We start from the raw sequence: 17,086 nt of genomic DNA, 5'->3' as shown, positions 1-17,086 counted from the left end.
GCATTACCCCAGCGGCAACGCCGTGCTGTACAGGACCTGCTTGAGCGCAAAACTGGAGCGGATGCTGGACACGCCCGGAATGCGCGTGATCTGGTCGATGATCAGCCGCTCCAGCGCTTCCACGTCGGCCACCACCACGCGCAGCAGGTAGTCGGCATCGCCCGACATCAGGTAGCACTCCATCACTTGCGGCAGGGTGGTGATGCGCCGCTCGAAGGCATCCAAGGTTTCGCGGCGCTGCTTGTCCAGCGAGATCTGGATAAACACCACCACCTTCAGCCCAAGCCGGCGCGCATCCAGCAGCGTGACGCGGCGCGAGATCACGCCTTGTTTTTCCAGCTGCTTGACCCGCGCCAGGCAGGGCGAGGGCGACAGGCTGACGCGGCTGGCCAGTTCCACGTTGGTCAGGCTGGCGTCTCGCTGCAGCTCGTTGAGAATCCGGATATCCGTGGCGTCCAGGTCGATGTCCAGCACATTGCGCTCCTGTTTTTTCATATGGCAGCATTCTATGCCGTAACGGAACGCATTTGCAGCGACCTTCGGTCTTTGCTGCGGCGCAATAAACCGTAGACTTCCCAGCATCCCCCTCCCATCTCGTGGCGGCGGGACAACCTGGTCAAAGAGTCGAGTCGAAGCATGCAAGCACAACAAGGATGGCGCCGGTTTATTCCCCTCGCCTGCGCCGTGGCGATCTGGGGCGGCAACTGGCCGGTCATGAAGCTGGGCCTGACCCACGTCAGCCCGCTCTGGTTTGCCGCCGCGCGCTTCACCTCCGCGGCCGCCATCAGCTTCCTGGTGCTGGGTGCGTTTCGCCGGCTGCGCCTGCCCACGCGGCAGGAATGGCCGTTGGTGATCGGTGTGGGCCTGCTGCAAATGGCGGCCTTCACCGCGCTGGCGCTGTGGGCGCTGCAGTACGTGCCGCCGGGGCGGGCCTCGGTGATCGCCTACGCGACCTCGGTGTGGGTGATTCCGCTGTCGTCGCTGGTGCTCAAGGAGCGGCTGTCGCGCCCGCAGTGGATCGCCACCGGGCTGAGCTATGCCGGCATCGCGCTGATGATCGCGCCGGCCGTGCGGGACTGGCAGTTGCATACCGCCGTGGGCCTGGTGATGCTGCTCGGCGCGTCGCTGGCCTGGTCGCTCAGCATCATCCAGCTGCGCGCCAACCGCACGGTGCGCCTGGGCGCGGACATGATCCCGTGGGAAACCGCCGTGGCCTCGGTGCCGCTGGTGGTGCTGGCACTGCTGCGCGACGGCGCGCCCCACTTCCTCTCGGTGCCGGAGATCTGGCCGCTGCTGTTCTACACCGGGCCGCTGGCCACCGCGCTGACCTTTATCGTGGTGCTGAACATGACGCAGGCCTTGCCGCCAGCGGCCACCTCGATCGCCATGCTGTGCGTGCCGCTGATCGGGCTGGTGGTCTCGGCGGTGGCGTTCCAGGAGCGGATCTCGGCGGATCTGTCGGCCGGGCTGGCGCTGATCGCCCTGGGTGTGGCAACGTCGGCGCTGGCGCCGTGGCTGGGACGGCGGCTGCAGTGGCGCGGCGCCTGATGCTTTTTGCCGTGCCACACGCAAGGATGCTTTGGCAATTAAGCATCAAACGTTACAAGAAGACACAGTTGTATTACCCCGCTAATACCTGACATGGGCGCGCCGGCTTACAGTGGAGCCAATCACTAACCGGAGCCACCCGTGCGGAAATTCGCCACCCTTTGCGCCATTGCTGCTGTTGCAGGCCTTGCTTCCAGCGCCGCATTCGCGCGCGTGGATGTGGACATCGGCATCGGCATGCCCGGTCCGGTGTTTGTCGCGCCGGCTCCCGTCTACCAGCCGGCCCCCGTGTACCGGGCCGCGCCGATCTATGAACCGGCCCCGGTGTATGTGCAGCCCCAGCCGGTGGTAGTGGCGGGCCCTGGTTACTATGGCCCCGGCTACTACGGCCCCGGTATGCGCGAGCGCGCCTGGCGCGAACGCGAATGGCGCGAGCGGCAGTGGCGTGAACGCGATCGGCGCGACCGTGATTGGCACGAACACGATCATGACCGCGACCGCGAATGGCGCCGTTGATGGCACGGACGTGGCTCTTCCTGCTGGTCGTGGTGCTCCTGCGGCCAGCGGCTACGAGATCGAGGCCAGAGGCAGGTTCAGCAGCAGATTCTGCGGCTTCACCTTGAGGATCCCTGCCTCGTTTATCGCCGCCGCCAGGTAGACGGGCCGGCCAGCCACATCCGGGCGCACCACGGATGGATCGGCAAAATCCAGCCGGAACAGCGACAAGATCCGCCGCTGCCGCTCCGGCTCCAGTTCCACGCCGCGATACAGGTCATTGAGCAACAGCGTGGCCTGCGCGTCCAGCCCGATATGCCAGGCCCACTGCCGGTCCTCGATCGCGGAAAGCGGCATCACCGTCACCTCCACCCCGAAGAAATGCCGCACCCAGCGCGCGAGCACGCGGCTGAACGCAGCCAGCGCCGCGCTGCCGCTGGCGAAGCGGATCACCGTGTCGTGGCGTTCGCTGCGCCCCCAGTAAGCCTGCGCGTTATCGCGATCCAGCACATCCAGTTCCACCTTGCGCGCCGGGACCTGCGCTTCGGCCAGCATGCGGCCTAGCTCGCCGTAGACACTGCCCGACGCGTGCAGCTCGACGGTGTCGGCATCGGCCAGCATCACCCCGCCTTCCTGCAGCGACACTTTCTGCGCGCGGGAGAACAACTCCGCGGCGCGCCACTCCATCGGATCCGGCTTGTCACTGTCATGCAGGATGCCGTGCACGATCAGGTGCGCAAGCTGGTCGATAAAGACCGGCGGCACCCTGACATTGCCCTCGCGGAAGATATCCAGATAGGCCGCCTCGATGGTCGGCGCGGCAAGCAGGCGCTCGCGCATGGCCAGCACCACGGCGTAGTTGTCACGGGCATCAGGGTCTTGCAAGGCGGCGAGCTCGCTGGCCGGCACAAGCCGCCGTGGCTCGGCGATCAACGCCGCATGCAGCGCTCGCTCGGCGTCGCAAGATTCGTCCACCGGCGCTACCTCGGGGCGCCACCACCACGTGCGCAGCAGGTGGTCGCTGGCCAGCAACCGGCCGTCGCTGTCGCGCGCGGCAGGGTCGAAGCCGGAATGGGGCCAACGGGCGGGGGTGGATTCAACCATGGTTGACTAGCAAACAAGGGGAACCTCAGTATCCCACAGGCTGCCGCAGCACACCCCTTGCGCCTGGGCAGGAGGGATCCAACGTCCCGGCGCGCGGCCATTGTGCCGCTCGCTTGGGAGAACCCGCACAGCCCGCACTTGATTGCCGAGGGCAATACTCCGCCCAGAGTATGTACGCTGCAAACCGCCCGCGGAGATACTTTCCCTCTTGCACAATTCACGGGTCCGAACCATGCACTTCAGCGCCAGGGTTGACGACACTCGCGCACGGCAACACCCGCCCCAGCGCGGGCAATCACGCCACTTTGCCGACATTGACCAGTTGCTGGGCCCGCGAGAGCAACGCTACTTCGGATCCGGATTCAAGCGCGTCCAGTATCGGGTGATAGCGCCCTGCACCGACATCGCGGCGCTGCCAGCCCAAGGCAGACTTGCGGTCATCTATCCCCAGGACTGGTCCAGGAAGGCCACCGGAACCACGTTGCCGCCTCATCTCTCGACAGTGGACGCAACCCATCTGGGCGCGGTGCTCTCCGAGTGGGCGGTAGCCCAGCGATTCACGGCGAATCCGACCGAGCCTGAAGTGCTGATCAATCGCTGTGAGATTCGCAGTGGAAATGCACCCGATGAACACCTCGACTCCCTGCCCTTTGCCATTCATCGCATTGTCACCGAGCCTATCAAGAACCGCCGCTCGCTCTACCGGTTTTCCACGCAGATTGAACTGCAGCTTGGCAGCATGGCGTTGGCGGTGAGCCTGACCCACAATGGGCAGCCGCGCAACAATGCGGCACACATCGACAACACCGGAATGCTCGAGCAGGATGCGCCGCAATCGGTAGCCGGCAGGCTGGCCATCGGCGGCGTTTATGGGATCGATTTGCACCATCTCATGCTGAGTCCCGCCGACGGCCATGCCATCGCCGAGACGATCTTCAGTGCCCCCACATCCGTCTACCGAACGCTTTCCAATGTGGAGTTCGTATTGGCCTGCGCGCAGATGGCGCAAGCCGTCATCTACCAGAAGGACAGGATTTCACGAACCCGGAGCAATACGCTCTGGATGCGGGATTTCATTATCAGCACCGCTGTGCCCTGCAAGGTCCGCCGCCAGCAACTGATCGAGCTATACACGTTGAGCCACAAGCGCAGGCGCGCGGATGGATGCAATTGGTCCGTCTTCCGGTTCCTATGCCAGCTTGGCGCGATGACCGCCACCTTCACGTTCGCCCACCACCTTCCCGCGACCGATGACGATGCCCTGCCAAGGAGTCGGGACTGACATGCGCATCGTGATCTCCGGTACTTACTCCACCGGCAAGTCAACCACGACCGATGCCCTGGGTTACCTGACCGGCATTCCTCGCACCAATGCCCGCACCATGCGCGAAATCATGCCGGAAGCGCTGCCGGGCAAGGTGCTCGAGCAGTGCAGCGTTCCCGAACTGATGGAACTCTGCCTGTGGCGATTCAAGGAACGAGTCGTGTCCGAACACCTGTGTGGAGACACCTACATCTCGGACGGCTCCTGCCTGCACGAGTGGATATACGCCCGAGGCCGCCTGATCGCGGGGATCAATCCCGCCAATGGGCCAATCACCCGTAGCCTGCGCAAGCTGATGGGCTTGCGCTATCGCCCCACGCATGAGCACATCTTTGAGCGACTCATGCACGCGGTGGAGGCGCACGCTCGCGCCTCGTATGAGGAGGTGATCCACCTGCCGATCGAGTTCCCGATGACCGACGACGGGCATCGCCCCGTCTCGGAAGCGTTTCGCCGCATGACGGAGCGCATGTTGTTGGAAAGGTTGCAGGCGCTCGGCATTCCCTGCCGCGTAGTGGGCGGATCGATCGAACAGAGGCTCACGCAAATTACAGCGCTCTATGGATGGCCGCACGTATGCAGCATCCCCGACGCCATCGCCATGGCCCGCGCCAACGCGGCGCGCATCGAACAGGAGAGCAACGCCCGCCATCTGTCGTTCCGGGAAGGCATGGACTGGCGCCATCGCCTGGCGCGCGGATTGAGCACCTTGTAAAGCGCTCACAACACCTAGAGGGCCGAGTCTTCTGCCTTCCAACATTGCACCGCCAACAACGCACCTCCAACAACGCAAAAAGGAGTTCCCAATGCCCAAGATTGCCATCGTCTATCAAAGCAACGCAGGCCACACCGCGGTGCTCGCCCATGCTGTCCAGGTGGGCGCACAGTCGATCGCCAACACAACCACGAGCCTCATTCCTGTCGCTGAGGCAAAGGACCGCTGGAGCGAACTCGACCAGGCCGACGCCATCATCTTTGGCGCCCCGACGTTCATGGGGAACGTCCCTGCCGACTTCAAGCGATTCATGGATGACTCCGCCGTAGTCTGGGCGTCGCAGGGCTGGCGCAACAAGCTTGCGGCCGGATTCACCTGCTCGGCATGCTGGAGCGGGGACAAGTTGAACACCCTGATGCAGATGACGATCTTTGCCGCGCAACACGCCATGATCTGGGTGCCGCTGGGTACGATGCCCGGCTATCACACCAGCCAGGGAACCGCGCGGGACCTGAACCGGGTCGGCGGCTTCCTGGGCGCCATGGCCCAGGCCAATGCGGACGAATCGCCCGATGTCGCTCCGCCGCAAAGCGATCGCGATACGGCTCAGGCATTGGGCAAGCAAGTCGCCCAGGTTGCCACCCGGTTCATCTACGGCACGCGCTGACTGAGCGGGGTCAAGATTGAGAAATGTCTGCTTGACCCGAGGACATGCCCGGAAGAAGATTCCCGGGTACTTCGGCGCCGGCACCAGCGGTTGGTGGCATGCGCCGCCACGACGATCGGCGGACACGACACATCGCTCACCCGGCGCGCGCTCCGCCCCTACCCATCCGACCCACCATGCGCATCCAGTGCGCAGGTGCAGGTGCTTAAGGAGCGACAACGATGGACATGCGTGCGTCTGCGCTTCATGTGGAAGCACCTTCCCGCCGCGGCCGGGAGACTCAGCGGTCCATGTGGTCCGCCGCGATTACGGATCGGGATAGCTTCCTGCACTGGTCACGAACCGGGCTCAATGAACTGATCCCGCACCGGATGTCCGCATTCGGCCTGACCACCAAACATACCTTGGGGGTCAGGCCGCTCGAAACGTTCACCTTTCGTGTGCCGGAGGCATACCTGCAGCAGGTTGCGCGTAGCCCCGGCATAGGCTGCCCGGTTTTTTCACACTGGATCCTGGCACGCACCCCTCAGTTTTTCTGCCCGGACGTGGCTGGCGAGAACGTAGCACTGGCGTCGCTATTCAAGCAATACGCGCTTGGCAACCTTTTTCTCCACGGACACGTCGATGCAGACCGCGGGCTGGCATCCTATTTCGCGCTGTTCGGCGTGGATACGGCGCGCCGCGCTCACCACGAGCACCATGCCGAGGCGGTTGCCCTCAGGGTCCACGAGGCTCTCGCCGGGATCCATCACCTCAGAGGGAGCGGCAATCCTGCGGGCGCGGCCGTACGATCCCTCACCAAGGCGGAGCAAGCGGTCTTCCATTGGCTCCGCCAGGGCAAGACCAATTGGGAAATCGCACGCATCCTCAACAAGAGCGAGTGGACGGTAAAGACCCAGGTTCAACACATCTTGCGCAAACTGGATGCCAGGAACCGGCAGGTGGCAATATCCCGCTAAGAGGCCGTTTCAACATGAAGCGAAGCGGTTCTGGCCAGGCGTGCGGCCGCAGACAGTGCAAGTGGTACGGCAAAAACCGCGCAACCATACCGTTGCCCGCTTCAGCCGGCTGGGGCCGCCTGCGCCGCGCCACCCTGGCTAGCCGCTACCGCCTGCCGCAAACGCGCCACGCCTTCCACGATCTGCGCATCGGACGCGGTGGCGAACGATAGCCGCAGCGCGGCCGAGCGCTGCCCGTCCACGCCAAAGCTGGCGCCCGGCACATACATCACGCGCGCCGCGATGGCGTGCGGCAACAGGCTGGCCGCGTCGGCAACGCCGTCGATTTCGCACCACAGGAACATGCCGCCTTGCGGGGTTTCGCAGCGCAGCGCAGGGCCGAAGGCATCGGCCAGGGCCTGCACCATCAGGTCGCGCTTGTGGCGGTAAAGGTCGATGATGCGCGCGGTCTGGCGGGGCAGCAGGCCATCCTCCAGGCAGCTTGCCATGGCAAGCTGCAGCCACGGCGAGGTGCACAGATCGCAGACTTGCTTGGCGATCACCGCGCGCCGCAGGATTTCGGCGGGCCCGGCCATCCAGCCCAGGCGCAGCCCGGGCGCCATGGTCTTGGAAAAGCTGCCAAGGTAGATCACCCACGGTGTCAGCGCGGGATCCTGCGCGGCAAGCGACAGCAGCGAGGGCAGCGGCTCGCCGTCAAAGCGCAGGCTGCCGTAGGGATCGTCTTCCACCACCACGATGCGGTGCTGCGCGGCGAGCGCGAGCACGGCGCGGCGGCGCGCCAGCGCCAGCGTGCGCCCGCTCGGGTTGGCGAAGGTGGGCACCAGGTAGAGCAGGCGCGGCCGCTCGGCGTCGGGGCAATCCGCCAGCATGGCGGCAAGGGCCTGCACGCACAGCCCGTCCTGGTCGGAAGGGATGGCGCGCACGGCGGCGCCGGCCAGCCGCAGCGCCTGCACGGCGGCGGGATAGGTCGGCGTTTCCACCCACACCGGCGTGCCCGGCGCGACAAAGGCCTGCACCAGCAGGTCGAAGCCTTGCTGCGAGCCCGACGTCACCACGACCTGCTCCGGTGGCAACGGCGCGCCACGCTCCGCCATCAGCGCGGACAATGCCTGGCGCAGCGCGGGCATGCCCTCGGTCGGCCCGTACTGCAGGCATTGCGCGGGAACGGTGGCCATGGCCTTGGACGCGGCATCCTGCAGCGCGGTGGCATCGAAGCTGGCCGGCGAGGGGTAGCCACCCGCGAACGAGATCATGTCCGGCAGGCTCATGTAGGGAAACAGCTCGCGAATGGGCGAGCCTTGCGGCTCCCGCATGGCCGGCGCGAACGCGTACGGATGGACTGGCGTGCTCATGAGAGGCTCGGTATTGGATCAGTCGATCGGTCGATCGGTCGATCAGTCGACGGTGGCGCCGGAGAGCTTGACGATCTCACCCCACTTGCGGCGATCGTTGCGCACCAGTTCGGCGAACGCTTCCGGCGAGTTCGGTGCCAGCTCGGCGCCCTGCTCGCGCAGCTTGGCCTGGATGGCGGGATCGCTGGTGGCGCGTGCCAGGTCGCGGCTGATCTTCTGCGCGATCGCGGCGGGCAGGCCCTTGGGTGCGAACAGGCCGAACCACGGGCTGGCGTCGAAGCCTTCGACCGGCCCTGCCGCTGCCACGGTGGGCACATTGGGCAGCGCCGCCGACCGGGCTGCGGAGGTGACCGCCAGCGCCTTGAGCTTGCCGGCACGGACGAACTGGATCGATGCGGGCAGGTTGTCGAACATCACGTCGACGCTGCCGCCCATCAGGTCGGCCAGCGCCGGGCTGCTGCCCTTGTAGGCGACATGGCTCATCTGCGTGCCGGTCATGCGCTGGAACAGCTCGCCCGCCAGATGGGTCGACGTGCCGTTGCCGGCCGAGGCCATGTTGACCTTGGCGGGATTGGCCTTGAGGTAGGCGATGAACTCCGCCAGCGTGGTCACGCGGGCGCGTTCCGCAAACGCCGGCGAGATCACCACCACGTTGGGCACCTTGGCCACCAGCGACACGGGCACGAAGTCCGCGGCGGCGTCATAGGGCAGCTTCTTGTACAGCGTGGGATTGATGCCGAACTCGCCGACCGAGCCCATCAGCAGCGTGTAGCCATCCGCCGGCGACTTGGCCGCCGCGCCGGTGCCAACAATGCCGCCGGCGCCGGGACGGTTGTCCACCAGCACTGGCTGCTTCCACATCACGGTGAGCTGGTCGCCGATCATGCGCGCCACCATGTCGGTGGTGCCGCCCGCCGGGTACGGCACGATGATGCGGACCGGCTTGTTAGGGAAGTCATCCGCACTAGCCGTGGCCGCGGTCACGGCCAGCAAACCCATTGAAATGCCGCAATGGCCGATGATGCGAAGCAGTCGATTCATGCCGGTCTCCTCGTTTCCTTATTGGTTGTGATGTCCCGTCTCTTGTCTCTTGGGGGGCGGGGAACGCCGGAAGGGCCGATAGGCAACATTCCGGGAGTTCGGCATTTTTAGTCATCAACTTTTTTACATCAAGCGAGATTTACGCATAGGATGATGACTTTCATGCATCAAGCTGGGGTACCGGTGAGATGCCTAAGTCAACCGCCCCTTGCCACTCGCCCCATGAGCGCCTCCCGCATTCCCAGCCTCAGCAGCCTGCGCGCCTTCGAAGCCGCGGCCCGCCACCAGAACCTGCGCCGGGCCGCGGCGGAGCTCTGCCTGAGCGAGAGCGCCGTCTCGCGCCAGATCGCCACGCTGGAAAGCCAGCTCGGCGTGGCGCTGTTCCACCGCGCCAACCAGCGCGTCAGCCTGACGCCGGCCGGCTCGCTCTACGGCTACCAGGTACGGGAAAGCCTGCAAAAGCTGCAGCGCGACACGCTGGACATCATGGCGCACGAGGGCGCGGGCGGCATCGTGGAACTGGCCTGTGTGCCGACCCTGGCAGTGGAATGGCTGATCCCCCGCTTGCCCGCGTTCTACGCACAGCATCCGCAGGTGGTGGTCAACTTCAGCGCGCAAGCGGATGTGTTCCTGTTCGACGGCACGCCGTACGACGCCGCTATCCACTATGGCGAAGCCAACTATCCGGGCGGCCGCGCCGACCCGCTGTTCGACGAAGAATCGGTGCCGATCTGCCATCCGGAGCTGTTTGCCGGCGAGGGGCCGGTCAACGCTCAGCGGATCGCGCAGGCGCCATTGCTGCACCTGTCGACGCGCCGGCTGGACTGGAAGAACTGGATGGAAGCGGCCGGCGTGGGCGACGTCAACGCCATGCGTGGCACGCGCTATGACCACCACAGCATGGTGATCAGCGCCGCCCGCGCCAAGCTGGGCGTAGGCCTGGTGCCGCGCTTCCTGGTGGAGGAGTACCTGGCGCTGGGCCTGCTGGTGATGCCGGTAGCACAGGCCATGCGCTCGCAGCGCGCCTACTACCTGGTGGCACCGGACTCGCGGCCGATGAGCGATGCGATGTCGCGCCTGCGGACCTGGCTGCTGGCGGCGGCGCAGGATTTCGCGGCACGGCAGGCCTCGGGGCGGGCCCCGGGGCTTGCACAGGACGTTTAATCAGAAAATTTGAACATCAAATACGATACAAGGGCCCTTATCGATCCCGTGCCAGATCTATCCTTTGTCACATGGAGACGGAACATATTCTCCCAATTTCAACAAGGCAGATAGATCATGAGAATTACCACCGCGCGCCTGTTCCTCGCTGCCGCCATTGCCGGCACGGCCCTGCTCTCCCTGAACTCCGCCTTTGCCGCGGACACCAGCGGCACCCACGCCGGCGACAACTACGGCTACGTGCACCGCTCGGCCGACGCCTACACCGATGGCGCGCGCACGGTCAAGCACGACTATCCGTTCGGTTTCTCCGTGTGAGCAAGCAAGCGCTGCACAGGAAGCACAGACAGCAGGAACGCATCATGACCGTCAAAGACACCGCCCTGATCCTCGCCGGATGGATCGCCGCCTGCCTGGGCAGCGGCTACCTCGTGACCTTCGCCGCGCAGGCGCTGCAGCGTTAGGGATGACACACTTGCGCGCCTGAGCGGTTGAGCGCTGGCAAGGCAAGCACCGCGCATTTGGCATGATTCCGGATGTCCGAAACGGCCGTGCACCTGCCCCAGGCCTGCCGCGCCTGCTACCGCCCGCTCAGCCCTTCACGTTGGCAGCCTCCAGCACTTCGGCCAGTTTGCGCCCGGCGTCCAGCGCCGCCGGAAAGCCACAGTACACTGCGCTGTGCACCACCAGCTCACGCAATTCCTGCGGCGTCACGCCATTGGCCAGGGCGCCGCGCAGATGGCCGGCCAGTTCCTGCGGCCGGTTGAGCGCGATCAGCATCGATACCGTGGCCAGGCTGCGCTGCTTGCGGTCCAGGCCGTCACGCGTCCACACCGTGCCCCAGGCGAACTCCGTCACCAGTTGCTGCAGGCCGACATCGCCCTGCTGTTGCGCGGCGTCGAACGCGCGCTGCACGTATTGTTCTCCCATGACTTCCGAACGTACCTGCCGGCCGGCTTCGAAGGCCGGCGTTTGCGTGTAGGCGGCAGGGTCTTGCTGGGCTTGCGTCATCTTGCTATCTCCTCTGATTGCATGGGCCATCGGGCAGGCACGCCGCGTCCTGGTGGATGCGCGGCGCCTGCGGCGTTGCGCCTTACTTGAACGGTGTCTGCAGGATGCCCATCACGGTACGGATGCCGTCGCGGTAGTTGCCCAGCCGCATGTTCTCGTCGTAGCTGTGCTGGTTATTGTCCGCATTGACCAGCGGCACGATCACGAACGGCGACTGCAGCGCCTTCACCGCTGCGCCGGTCGGCACGGTGCCGCCCATCATGCGGATCTGCACCGGCGCCTTGCCGTAGGACTGCTGCATGGCCTGAGTGAGCCACCGGCTGATCGGCGCCGACAGGTCCGTGCGCGCGGCGGAACTGGAGGCCGAGACCTCGCCCGCGGTGACCGAGGCAAGCTTGGGATAGCGCGCGCGTTCGTCGTCGGTGGGCTCGCCCTTGACCAGGTGGTAGCCCTGTTTTTCCACGTGCTGCCTGACGAGGGCGAACAGGGATTCCGGGCTGGTCTCCGGCACGGTGCGGATATCGATATCGGCCACCGCCACTTCCGGAATGACGGTGCGGGCCTTCTCGCCCACGTCGCCGGCGGCCATGCCGCGCACGTTCAGCGTGGGGTACTGCATGGCCTCCTGGTAGTTGGCACCAACGCGCTCGGCGCGCGCGATGCCCAGGCGGCGGCGCAGCGCGGCCTCGTCGTCGGGCACGGCGGCCATGATGCGGCGTGCGCGTTCATCGATCTTTACCTGCTTGTAGTAGCCGGCAATGGTGACGCGGCCGTCATCGTCCTTCATGGTGGCGAGCAGGTTCGCCAGCCGCTGCGCGGGGTTGGCGGCATAGTTGCCATAGTGGCCGCTGTGCAGGCCCTGGCTGGCGCCGAACACCTTGAGCTGCACCAGCAGCACGCCGCGGTTGCCGAAGATCAGCGTGGGCTGGTTGCTCTGGTGCATGGGGCCATCGAAGATCACCATGCCGTCATTGCGCAGCAGCGCCAGGTTGTCCGCGATCACCTTGCCCAGCGACGGCGATCCCTTCTCCTCTTCGGAATCCAGCAGCACCTTGATATCGACCGCAGGGTCCACCCCGGCGGCCTTGAGCGCATCCATGGCGGCCAGGAACATCACGATGGGACCCTTGTCGTCGGACGACGAACGCCCGAACACGCGCCACTCGGGATCGACCTGGCCGGCATAGAGTTTGTCCAGCGGCAGCGTTTCCCACTTGCCATCGGCGCTGCGCGCCTTGAGCGTAGCCTCCCACGGGCTGGGCTGCGCCCATTGCGACGGCGTCACCGACTGGCCATCGAAATGCATGTAGAACAGCACGGTCTTGCGCGGGCCAGCGCTTTGCCGCGTGCTGGCGGGATATTCGGCGTAGACCATCGGCTTGCCGTTATTGGGCAGCTCGCGCGCCTGGAAGCCACGCCGGGCGAAGGCCTTGACCAGCCAGTCCGCGTTCTTCTGGATATCCGCGGGCACGGTGGCGTCGTTGGGCAGGGCCAGCAATTCGACCCATTCGCGGTAACTGCGCGCCGCGGCCTGGTCGGCCTGCTGCTGCAGCTGCACGCCGTCGAGCGTGGCGGCATGCGCGCCCGCTGCCAGCAGCATGGCGCCGAGGGTGCCGCACACGGTCGCGCGGACGGCGCTGTGCAAGGGGGACCGGAAGATGCGGGAACGGGTATGCAGGGGGGCGCGATGCGGCGCGCCGCCAGGCGCGCGGGCAAGGGAACGTAGTCTCATGGCTCTTGTTGGATAGGAAATTGCATGGCGACGGATACGGCGGGCGGGCCGCAAGACAGCCGCGCGGCCCGCACCGGCAGTCTGAACCGCTACATGCAACTTGTCCACGCACGGTGCCCCTGGCGGCGCGCCTTCATCGGGCCAGGCAGCGCGCGGGCGCCCTCAGGGGCCCTGCTCGTCGGGTGACTGCGAAAAGCCCTCCTCGCGGCGCGCAATGGCACTGGCCAGCCCGAATTCCATGGCAAAAAGCAGGATCAGCGCGAGCATGGCCAGCGCGCCGATCGCCAACCGATAGTAGATCCACATGGCGGCAAGCCGGAACATCCGACAGAGTTGTCCTATCTGCAGCGTAGATTTCCACACATCAAAAAGGCGCTGAGATGCCACGGCACGGTGCAAAGAAACTGTCAAAACGGGAAAATGGAAGACCCGTGGAAGGCGCCGGCGATTGCGCCCGACTTGATCTGGATCCAGGCAAGGTTGCCCGCAGGGTGCCATGATGACCCTGGTGACCGCCCCCGAGCCACCCCGGCGGGGGCCGCCATGCCGACAACGATCACAGCCATTACAGGAGATAGCCGCCATGACCAACATCGTGCTCGCCACCGACGGTTCGCCCTTTTCCGACGCGGCCGCCCGCTTCATCGCCGAAGGCAAACTGCTGCAAGGCGGCTTTACCGTGCATGTGGTCCATGTGACGCCCGATGTCACCGGACAGGTACGCGCCTTCGTCAGCAAGGAAACCATCGACGCCTGGCATCAGGAGGAAAGCGGTAAGGCCATGCAGTCCGTGGCCGACATCCTCGGCGCCGCGGGCATCGCCTTCGAGCAACACGCGCTGCACGGCTTTGCGCCGGAACGCATCGTCGCCTACGCCGCCAGCGTCGACGCACGCGGCATCGTCATGGGCACGCACGGCCGCGGCTCGTTCTTCGATGCGGTGATTGGTTCGGTGGCGGGACGGGTGCTGGCGCACGCCCCGTGCCCGGTAGTCCTGGTCAAGGCCCCGGGCAAGAAGTAAGGCAGCCGGCCTGGGCTGGCCGGTGCCGGGTCAGACCGGCCAGAGCGGCGGCTCGTCCATCAGCGCGACCTGCTCGCGCAGTTCGAGGATGCGGTCCTGCCAGTAGCGGGCAGTCCCAAACCACGGGAATGCCGCCGGAAAGGCCGGATCGCGCCAGCGGCTGGCCAGCCAGGCGCTGTAATGCAGCAGGCGCAGCGTGCGCAGCGCCTCGATCAGGTAAAGCTCACGCGGCTGGAATTCCGCGAAATCCTCATAGCCGGCCAGGATGTCGGCCATCTGGCCCTGCTGGGCGGCGCGGTCGCCTTCCAGCAGCATCCACAGATCCTGGACCGCCGGCCCCATGCGGCTATCGTCGAAGTCGACAAAGTGCGGCCCGGGCGGGCGCGAACCCACATGGGACTCCTCGATCCACAGCACATTGCCGCGATGGCAATCGCCGTGCAGCCGCAATTGCGCTACATCACCCGCGCGCTCGAAGCAACGGCGAGCGCCATCCACGGCGAGATCGGCAACCGCCTGCCAGGCCGGGCGCAGTTCCAGGGGAATACAGTCTTGCGCCAGCAGCCAGTCGCGCGGGGCCACCCCGAAGGTGTCTACGTCGATGGTGGGGCGTGCCTGGTAGGGATGCGTGGCGCCGAGCGCATGGATGCGGCCGATGAAACGGCCAAGCCAGGTCAGCGTGTCCGCACGATCCAGCTCCGGCTCGCGCCCCCCGCAGCGGGGAAAGACCGCGAAACGAAAACCCGCGTGCGCCAGCAGCGTGGCGCCGTCGCGCGCGATGGCCGGCACCGCCGGAATCTCGGCGTCGGCCAGTTGCCGCACGAAAGCGTGCTCTTCCAGAATGGCCGCGTCGCTCCAGCGGCCGGGGCGGTAGAACTTGACCACCACCGGCGCGCTGCCTTCGATCCCCACCTGCCAGACCCGGTTCTCATAACTATTGAGCGCCAGCAGGCGGCCGTCCGGCTCGAAACCGGCGGCCTCCATCGCATCCAGCATCAGGTCCGGCGTGAGGCTGGCGTAGGGCACGCCATCGGCATTGGTGAGCGTGCCGCCGTCGCCGGGCACCTGAAGGTCAAACCCTGAACTGGACATTGCGCGTGGCAGCCGTTGAGGAACGTTGTGGAATTAGCGCGTGGGCTTGGCGCGCTGGCCGCCCAGCAACGCGGCTTGCGGCGCCGGACGGCGACCGCGTGCGGCCGGATCCTGTCCGGTGCGCGGCTGCGCGACATGGGTGTCGGCACCGGCGCGGTTGCCGTTGACGTCGCCATTGCGATCGCGGTTGCCATTGCCATTGCCGGCGGCACGGTTGCCGTTGGCCTCGCCAGTGCGGTTGCCATTGGCCTGACCGTTACGCGGGCTGCCTTGCCCGGCCGAAGCCGGTCGTCCGCTGCCCTGCGCCGGGCGCTGGCCCTGTGCCTGCGGCGCGCGGCGCTGGCCTTGCCCATCGGCGGCGGCGGGAGCCTGGCTGCGGCCTTGCGGCGCGCGTGCCGGACGTTGCTGGCGCTCGCCAGCTTCCGCTGCCGGTGCGCGGCCGCGCGGCTGGCCGCCGGCGGGTGCCTGGCCGCGGCCACGGCCACCACCACCATTGCCCTGGCCCTGGCCGCGTGCCTGCCGGCCCTTCTGGATCGGCTCGGCCGGAATGCTCGGATCGACCTCGAAGCCCGGCAAGATGGTTTGCTCGATCTGGCGCTTGATCAGCCGTTCGATATCGCGCATCAGCGAGATTTCATCCACGCAGACCAGCGAGATCGCCTCGCCCTCGGCGCCGGCGCGGCCGGTACGGCCGATACGGTGCACGTAGTCTTCGGGCACGTTGGGGAGGTCGTAGTTGACCACGTGGGGCAGTTGATCGATGTCGATGCCGCGCGCGGCGATATCGGTAGCCACCAGCAGGCGCAGCGTGCCGGCCTTGAACTCGGTCAGCGCGCGCGTGCGGGCCGACTGGCTCTTGTTGCCGTGGATCGCCAATGCCGACAGGCCGTCCTTGTCGAGCTGCTCGGCCAGGCGGTTGGCGCCGTGCTTGGTGCGGGTAAAGACCAGCACCTGGTGCCAGTCGTTCTCGCGCACCAGGTGGGCCAGCAGTTCGCGCTTGCGCTCGCGGTCCACCGGGTAGACGCGCTGCGCCACGGTTTCGGCCGTGGTATTGCGGCGCGCCACTTCGATGGAGGCGGGGTTGTCCAGCAGGCGGTCGGCCAGGCCACGGATCTCATCGGAGAAGGTGGCCGAGAACAGCAGGTTCTGGCGCTTCGGCGGCAAGACATTGAGGATCTTGCGGATGTCGTGGATGAAGCCCATGTCGAGCATGCGGTCGGCTTCGTCCAGCACCAGCATTTCCACGTGCGACAGGTCGATGGTGCGCTGGGACAGGTGATCAAGCAGGCGGCCGGGCGTGGCCACCACGATATCGACACCGCGCTTGAGCTGTTCGATCTGCGGGTTGATGCCCACGCCGCCGAACATCACCATGGAGCGCAGCTTGAGGTACTTGCCGTAGTTACGGACGCTTTCTTCCACCTGCGCCGCCAGTTCGCGGGTCGGGGTCAGGACCAGTGCGCGCACCGGCAGGCGCTGTCCACGTGCGGGTTCGCGGCCGGCCGAGGATTCGGACAGCAGTTGCAGCAGCGGCAGCGTGAAGCCGGCCGTCTTGCCGGTGCCGGTCTGCGCGCCGGCAAGCAGGTCGCCCCCTTTCAGGATGGCGGGAATCGCCTGCGCTTGAATCGGAGTCGGCGTGGTATAGCCCTGTTCGGCCACGGCACGCATAAGCTTGTCGGACAAGCCAAGTTCGGAAAAAGACATGAATTGACGCTTCGGCCGCCCTTTGCGCATGTGGTGCGCCAATCGCGGGGGCGACGTGAGTGAGAAAACCGAAAACCGGAAATACCGACCGGCGAAGCGAGGCGACTGCCCCCGCTTCTTTAGGAGGAAAGACCGCTAGTGTACCAGCCTGGCGCTT

At 66.2% G+C, this 17,086-nt stretch carries 18 protein-coding genes; 9 read left to right on the top strand and 9 right to left on the bottom strand.

The window, feature by feature from the left end; translation table 11 throughout:
- Positions 1 to 3 precede the first annotated feature (3 nt).
- Positions 4 to 474: an Lrp/AsnC family transcriptional regulator gene (locus ACX12D_RS03080; RefSeq protein WP_006158020.1), complete on the bottom strand. Its 471-nt coding sequence runs from the start codon at positions 472 to 474 to the stop codon at positions 4 to 6.
- A 162-nt stretch (positions 475 to 636) separates the two neighbouring features.
- Between ACX12D_RS03080 and ACX12D_RS03075 the strand changes: the two genes are divergently transcribed.
- Together ACX12D_RS03075 and ACX12D_RS03070 are read left to right on the top strand one after the other, a co-directional pair.
- On the top strand, positions 637 to 1,548 hold the full coding sequence (locus ACX12D_RS03075) for a DMT family transporter (protein ID WP_459372884.1): 912 nt from the start codon (positions 637 to 639) through the stop codon (positions 1,546 to 1,548).
- A 141-nt stretch (positions 1,549 to 1,689) separates the two neighbouring features.
- Positions 1,690 to 2,064: a hypothetical protein gene (locus tag ACX12D_RS03070; RefSeq protein ID WP_459372883.1), complete on the top strand. Its 375-nt coding sequence runs from the start codon at positions 1,690 to 1,692 to the stop codon at positions 2,062 to 2,064.
- Between the two features lie 51 nt (positions 2,065 to 2,115).
- On the opposite strand, the gene ACX12D_RS03065 is transcribed toward ACX12D_RS03070, so the two are convergent.
- Positions 2,116 to 3,147 (bottom strand): DUF6352 family protein, encoded by a 1,032-nt coding sequence (locus ACX12D_RS03065; RefSeq protein ID WP_459372882.1) that lies wholly within the window; start codon positions 3,145 to 3,147, stop codon positions 2,116 to 2,118.
- A 232-nt stretch (positions 3,148 to 3,379) separates the two neighbouring features.
- On the opposite strand from ACX12D_RS03065, the gene ACX12D_RS03060 reads away from it, so the two are divergent.
- From ACX12D_RS03060 to ACX12D_RS03045, 4 genes are all read left to right on the top strand, one after another.
- Complete coding sequence (locus ACX12D_RS03060; protein WP_459372881.1) at positions 3,380 to 4,429, top strand: AvrD family protein; 1,050 nt, start codon at positions 3,380 to 3,382, stop codon at positions 4,427 to 4,429.
- A gap of 1 nt (position 4,430) precedes the next feature.
- Complete coding sequence (locus ACX12D_RS03055; RefSeq protein ID WP_459372880.1) at positions 4,431 to 5,186, top strand: ATP/GTP-binding protein; 756 nt, start codon at positions 4,431 to 4,433, stop codon at positions 5,184 to 5,186.
- A gap of 91 nt (positions 5,187 to 5,277) precedes the next feature.
- Positions 5,278 to 5,853, top strand: coding sequence for a flavodoxin family protein (locus ACX12D_RS03050; RefSeq protein WP_459372879.1), 576 nt, complete (start codon positions 5,278 to 5,280; stop codon positions 5,851 to 5,853).
- A gap of 290 nt (positions 5,854 to 6,143) precedes the next feature.
- The gene (locus ACX12D_RS03045; protein ID WP_459372877.1) at positions 6,144 to 6,812 is read left to right on the top strand and encodes a helix-turn-helix transcriptional regulator; all 669 of its coding nucleotides are present in this window, start codon (positions 6,144 to 6,146) and stop codon (positions 6,810 to 6,812) included.
- Between the two features lie 101 nt (positions 6,813 to 6,913).
- On the opposite strand, the gene ACX12D_RS03040 is transcribed toward ACX12D_RS03045, so the two are convergent.
- Together ACX12D_RS03040 and ACX12D_RS03035 are read right to left on the bottom strand one after the other, a co-directional pair.
- The gene (locus ACX12D_RS03040) at positions 6,914 to 8,164 is read right to left on the bottom strand and encodes an aminotransferase-like domain-containing protein (RefSeq protein ID WP_459372876.1); all 1,251 of its coding nucleotides are present in this window, start codon (positions 8,162 to 8,164) and stop codon (positions 6,914 to 6,916) included.
- A 42-nt stretch (positions 8,165 to 8,206) separates the two neighbouring features.
- Positions 8,207 to 9,163: a Bug family tripartite tricarboxylate transporter substrate binding protein gene (locus ACX12D_RS03035; protein ID WP_459373915.1), complete on the bottom strand. Its 957-nt coding sequence runs from the start codon at positions 9,161 to 9,163 to the stop codon at positions 8,207 to 8,209.
- 264 nt (positions 9,164 to 9,427) lie between these two features.
- Between ACX12D_RS03035 and ACX12D_RS03030 the strand changes: the two genes are divergently transcribed.
- Both ACX12D_RS03030 and ACX12D_RS03025 read left to right on the top strand, forming a co-directional pair.
- Positions 9,428 to 10,369, top strand: a complete 942-nt coding sequence (locus ACX12D_RS03030) for a LysR substrate-binding domain-containing protein (protein WP_459372875.1) — start codon at positions 9,428 to 9,430, stop codon at positions 10,367 to 10,369.
- Between the two features lie 117 nt (positions 10,370 to 10,486).
- Positions 10,487 to 10,687 (top strand): hypothetical protein, encoded by a 201-nt coding sequence (locus ACX12D_RS03025; RefSeq protein ID WP_459372874.1) that lies wholly within the window; start codon positions 10,487 to 10,489, stop codon positions 10,685 to 10,687.
- 273 nt (positions 10,688 to 10,960) lie between these two features.
- Here ACX12D_RS03025 and ACX12D_RS03020 read toward each other — a convergent pair whose 3' ends face one another.
- The 3 genes from ACX12D_RS03020 to ACX12D_RS03010 all read right to left on the bottom strand — a co-directional run bounded on the left by ACX12D_RS03020 (position 10,961) and on the right by ACX12D_RS03010 (position 13,436).
- Positions 10,961 to 11,380 carry a carboxymuconolactone decarboxylase family protein gene (locus ACX12D_RS03020; protein WP_459372873.1) on the bottom strand — a complete coding sequence of 140 codons (420 nt, stop codon included), beginning with the start codon at positions 11,378 to 11,380 and terminating at the stop codon, positions 10,961 to 10,963.
- A gap of 82 nt (positions 11,381 to 11,462) precedes the next feature.
- Positions 11,463 to 12,980, bottom strand: a complete 1,518-nt coding sequence (locus tag ACX12D_RS03015; protein ID WP_459373914.1) for a M20/M25/M40 family metallo-hydrolase — start codon at positions 12,978 to 12,980, stop codon at positions 11,463 to 11,465.
- Positions 12,981 to 13,274: 294 nt separating this feature from the next.
- Positions 13,275 to 13,436, bottom strand: a complete 162-nt coding sequence (locus ACX12D_RS03010; RefSeq protein WP_183034477.1) for a hypothetical protein — start codon at positions 13,434 to 13,436, stop codon at positions 13,275 to 13,277.
- 259 nt (positions 13,437 to 13,695) lie between these two features.
- Here ACX12D_RS03010 and ACX12D_RS03005 point away from each other — a divergent pair, with 259 nt between their 5' ends.
- A complete protein-coding gene (locus ACX12D_RS03005) occupies positions 13,696 to 14,133 on the top strand; it encodes a universal stress protein (protein WP_441637972.1) in 438 nt (145 codons plus the stop codon).
- A 30-nt stretch (positions 14,134 to 14,163) separates the two neighbouring features.
- On the opposite strand, the gene ACX12D_RS03000 is transcribed toward ACX12D_RS03005, so the two are convergent.
- Together ACX12D_RS03000 and ACX12D_RS02995 are read right to left on the bottom strand one after the other, a co-directional pair.
- Positions 14,164 to 15,225 carry a serine/threonine protein kinase gene (locus tag ACX12D_RS03000; RefSeq protein WP_459372872.1) on the bottom strand — a complete coding sequence of 354 codons (1,062 nt, stop codon included), beginning with the start codon at positions 15,223 to 15,225 and terminating at the stop codon, positions 14,164 to 14,166.
- A 33-nt stretch (positions 15,226 to 15,258) separates the two neighbouring features.
- On the bottom strand, positions 15,259 to 16,929 hold the full coding sequence (locus ACX12D_RS02995; RefSeq protein WP_459372871.1) for a DEAD/DEAH box helicase: 1,671 nt from the start codon (positions 16,927 to 16,929) through the stop codon (positions 15,259 to 15,261).
- Positions 16,930 to 17,086: the final 157 nt, after the last annotated feature.

The sequence above is a fragment of the Cupriavidus sp. PET2-C1 genome (genome assembly GCF_054515855.1).
Note: the sequence above shows the minus strand (reverse complement) of the source record. Positions and strands in the feature narration are given on the sequence as shown.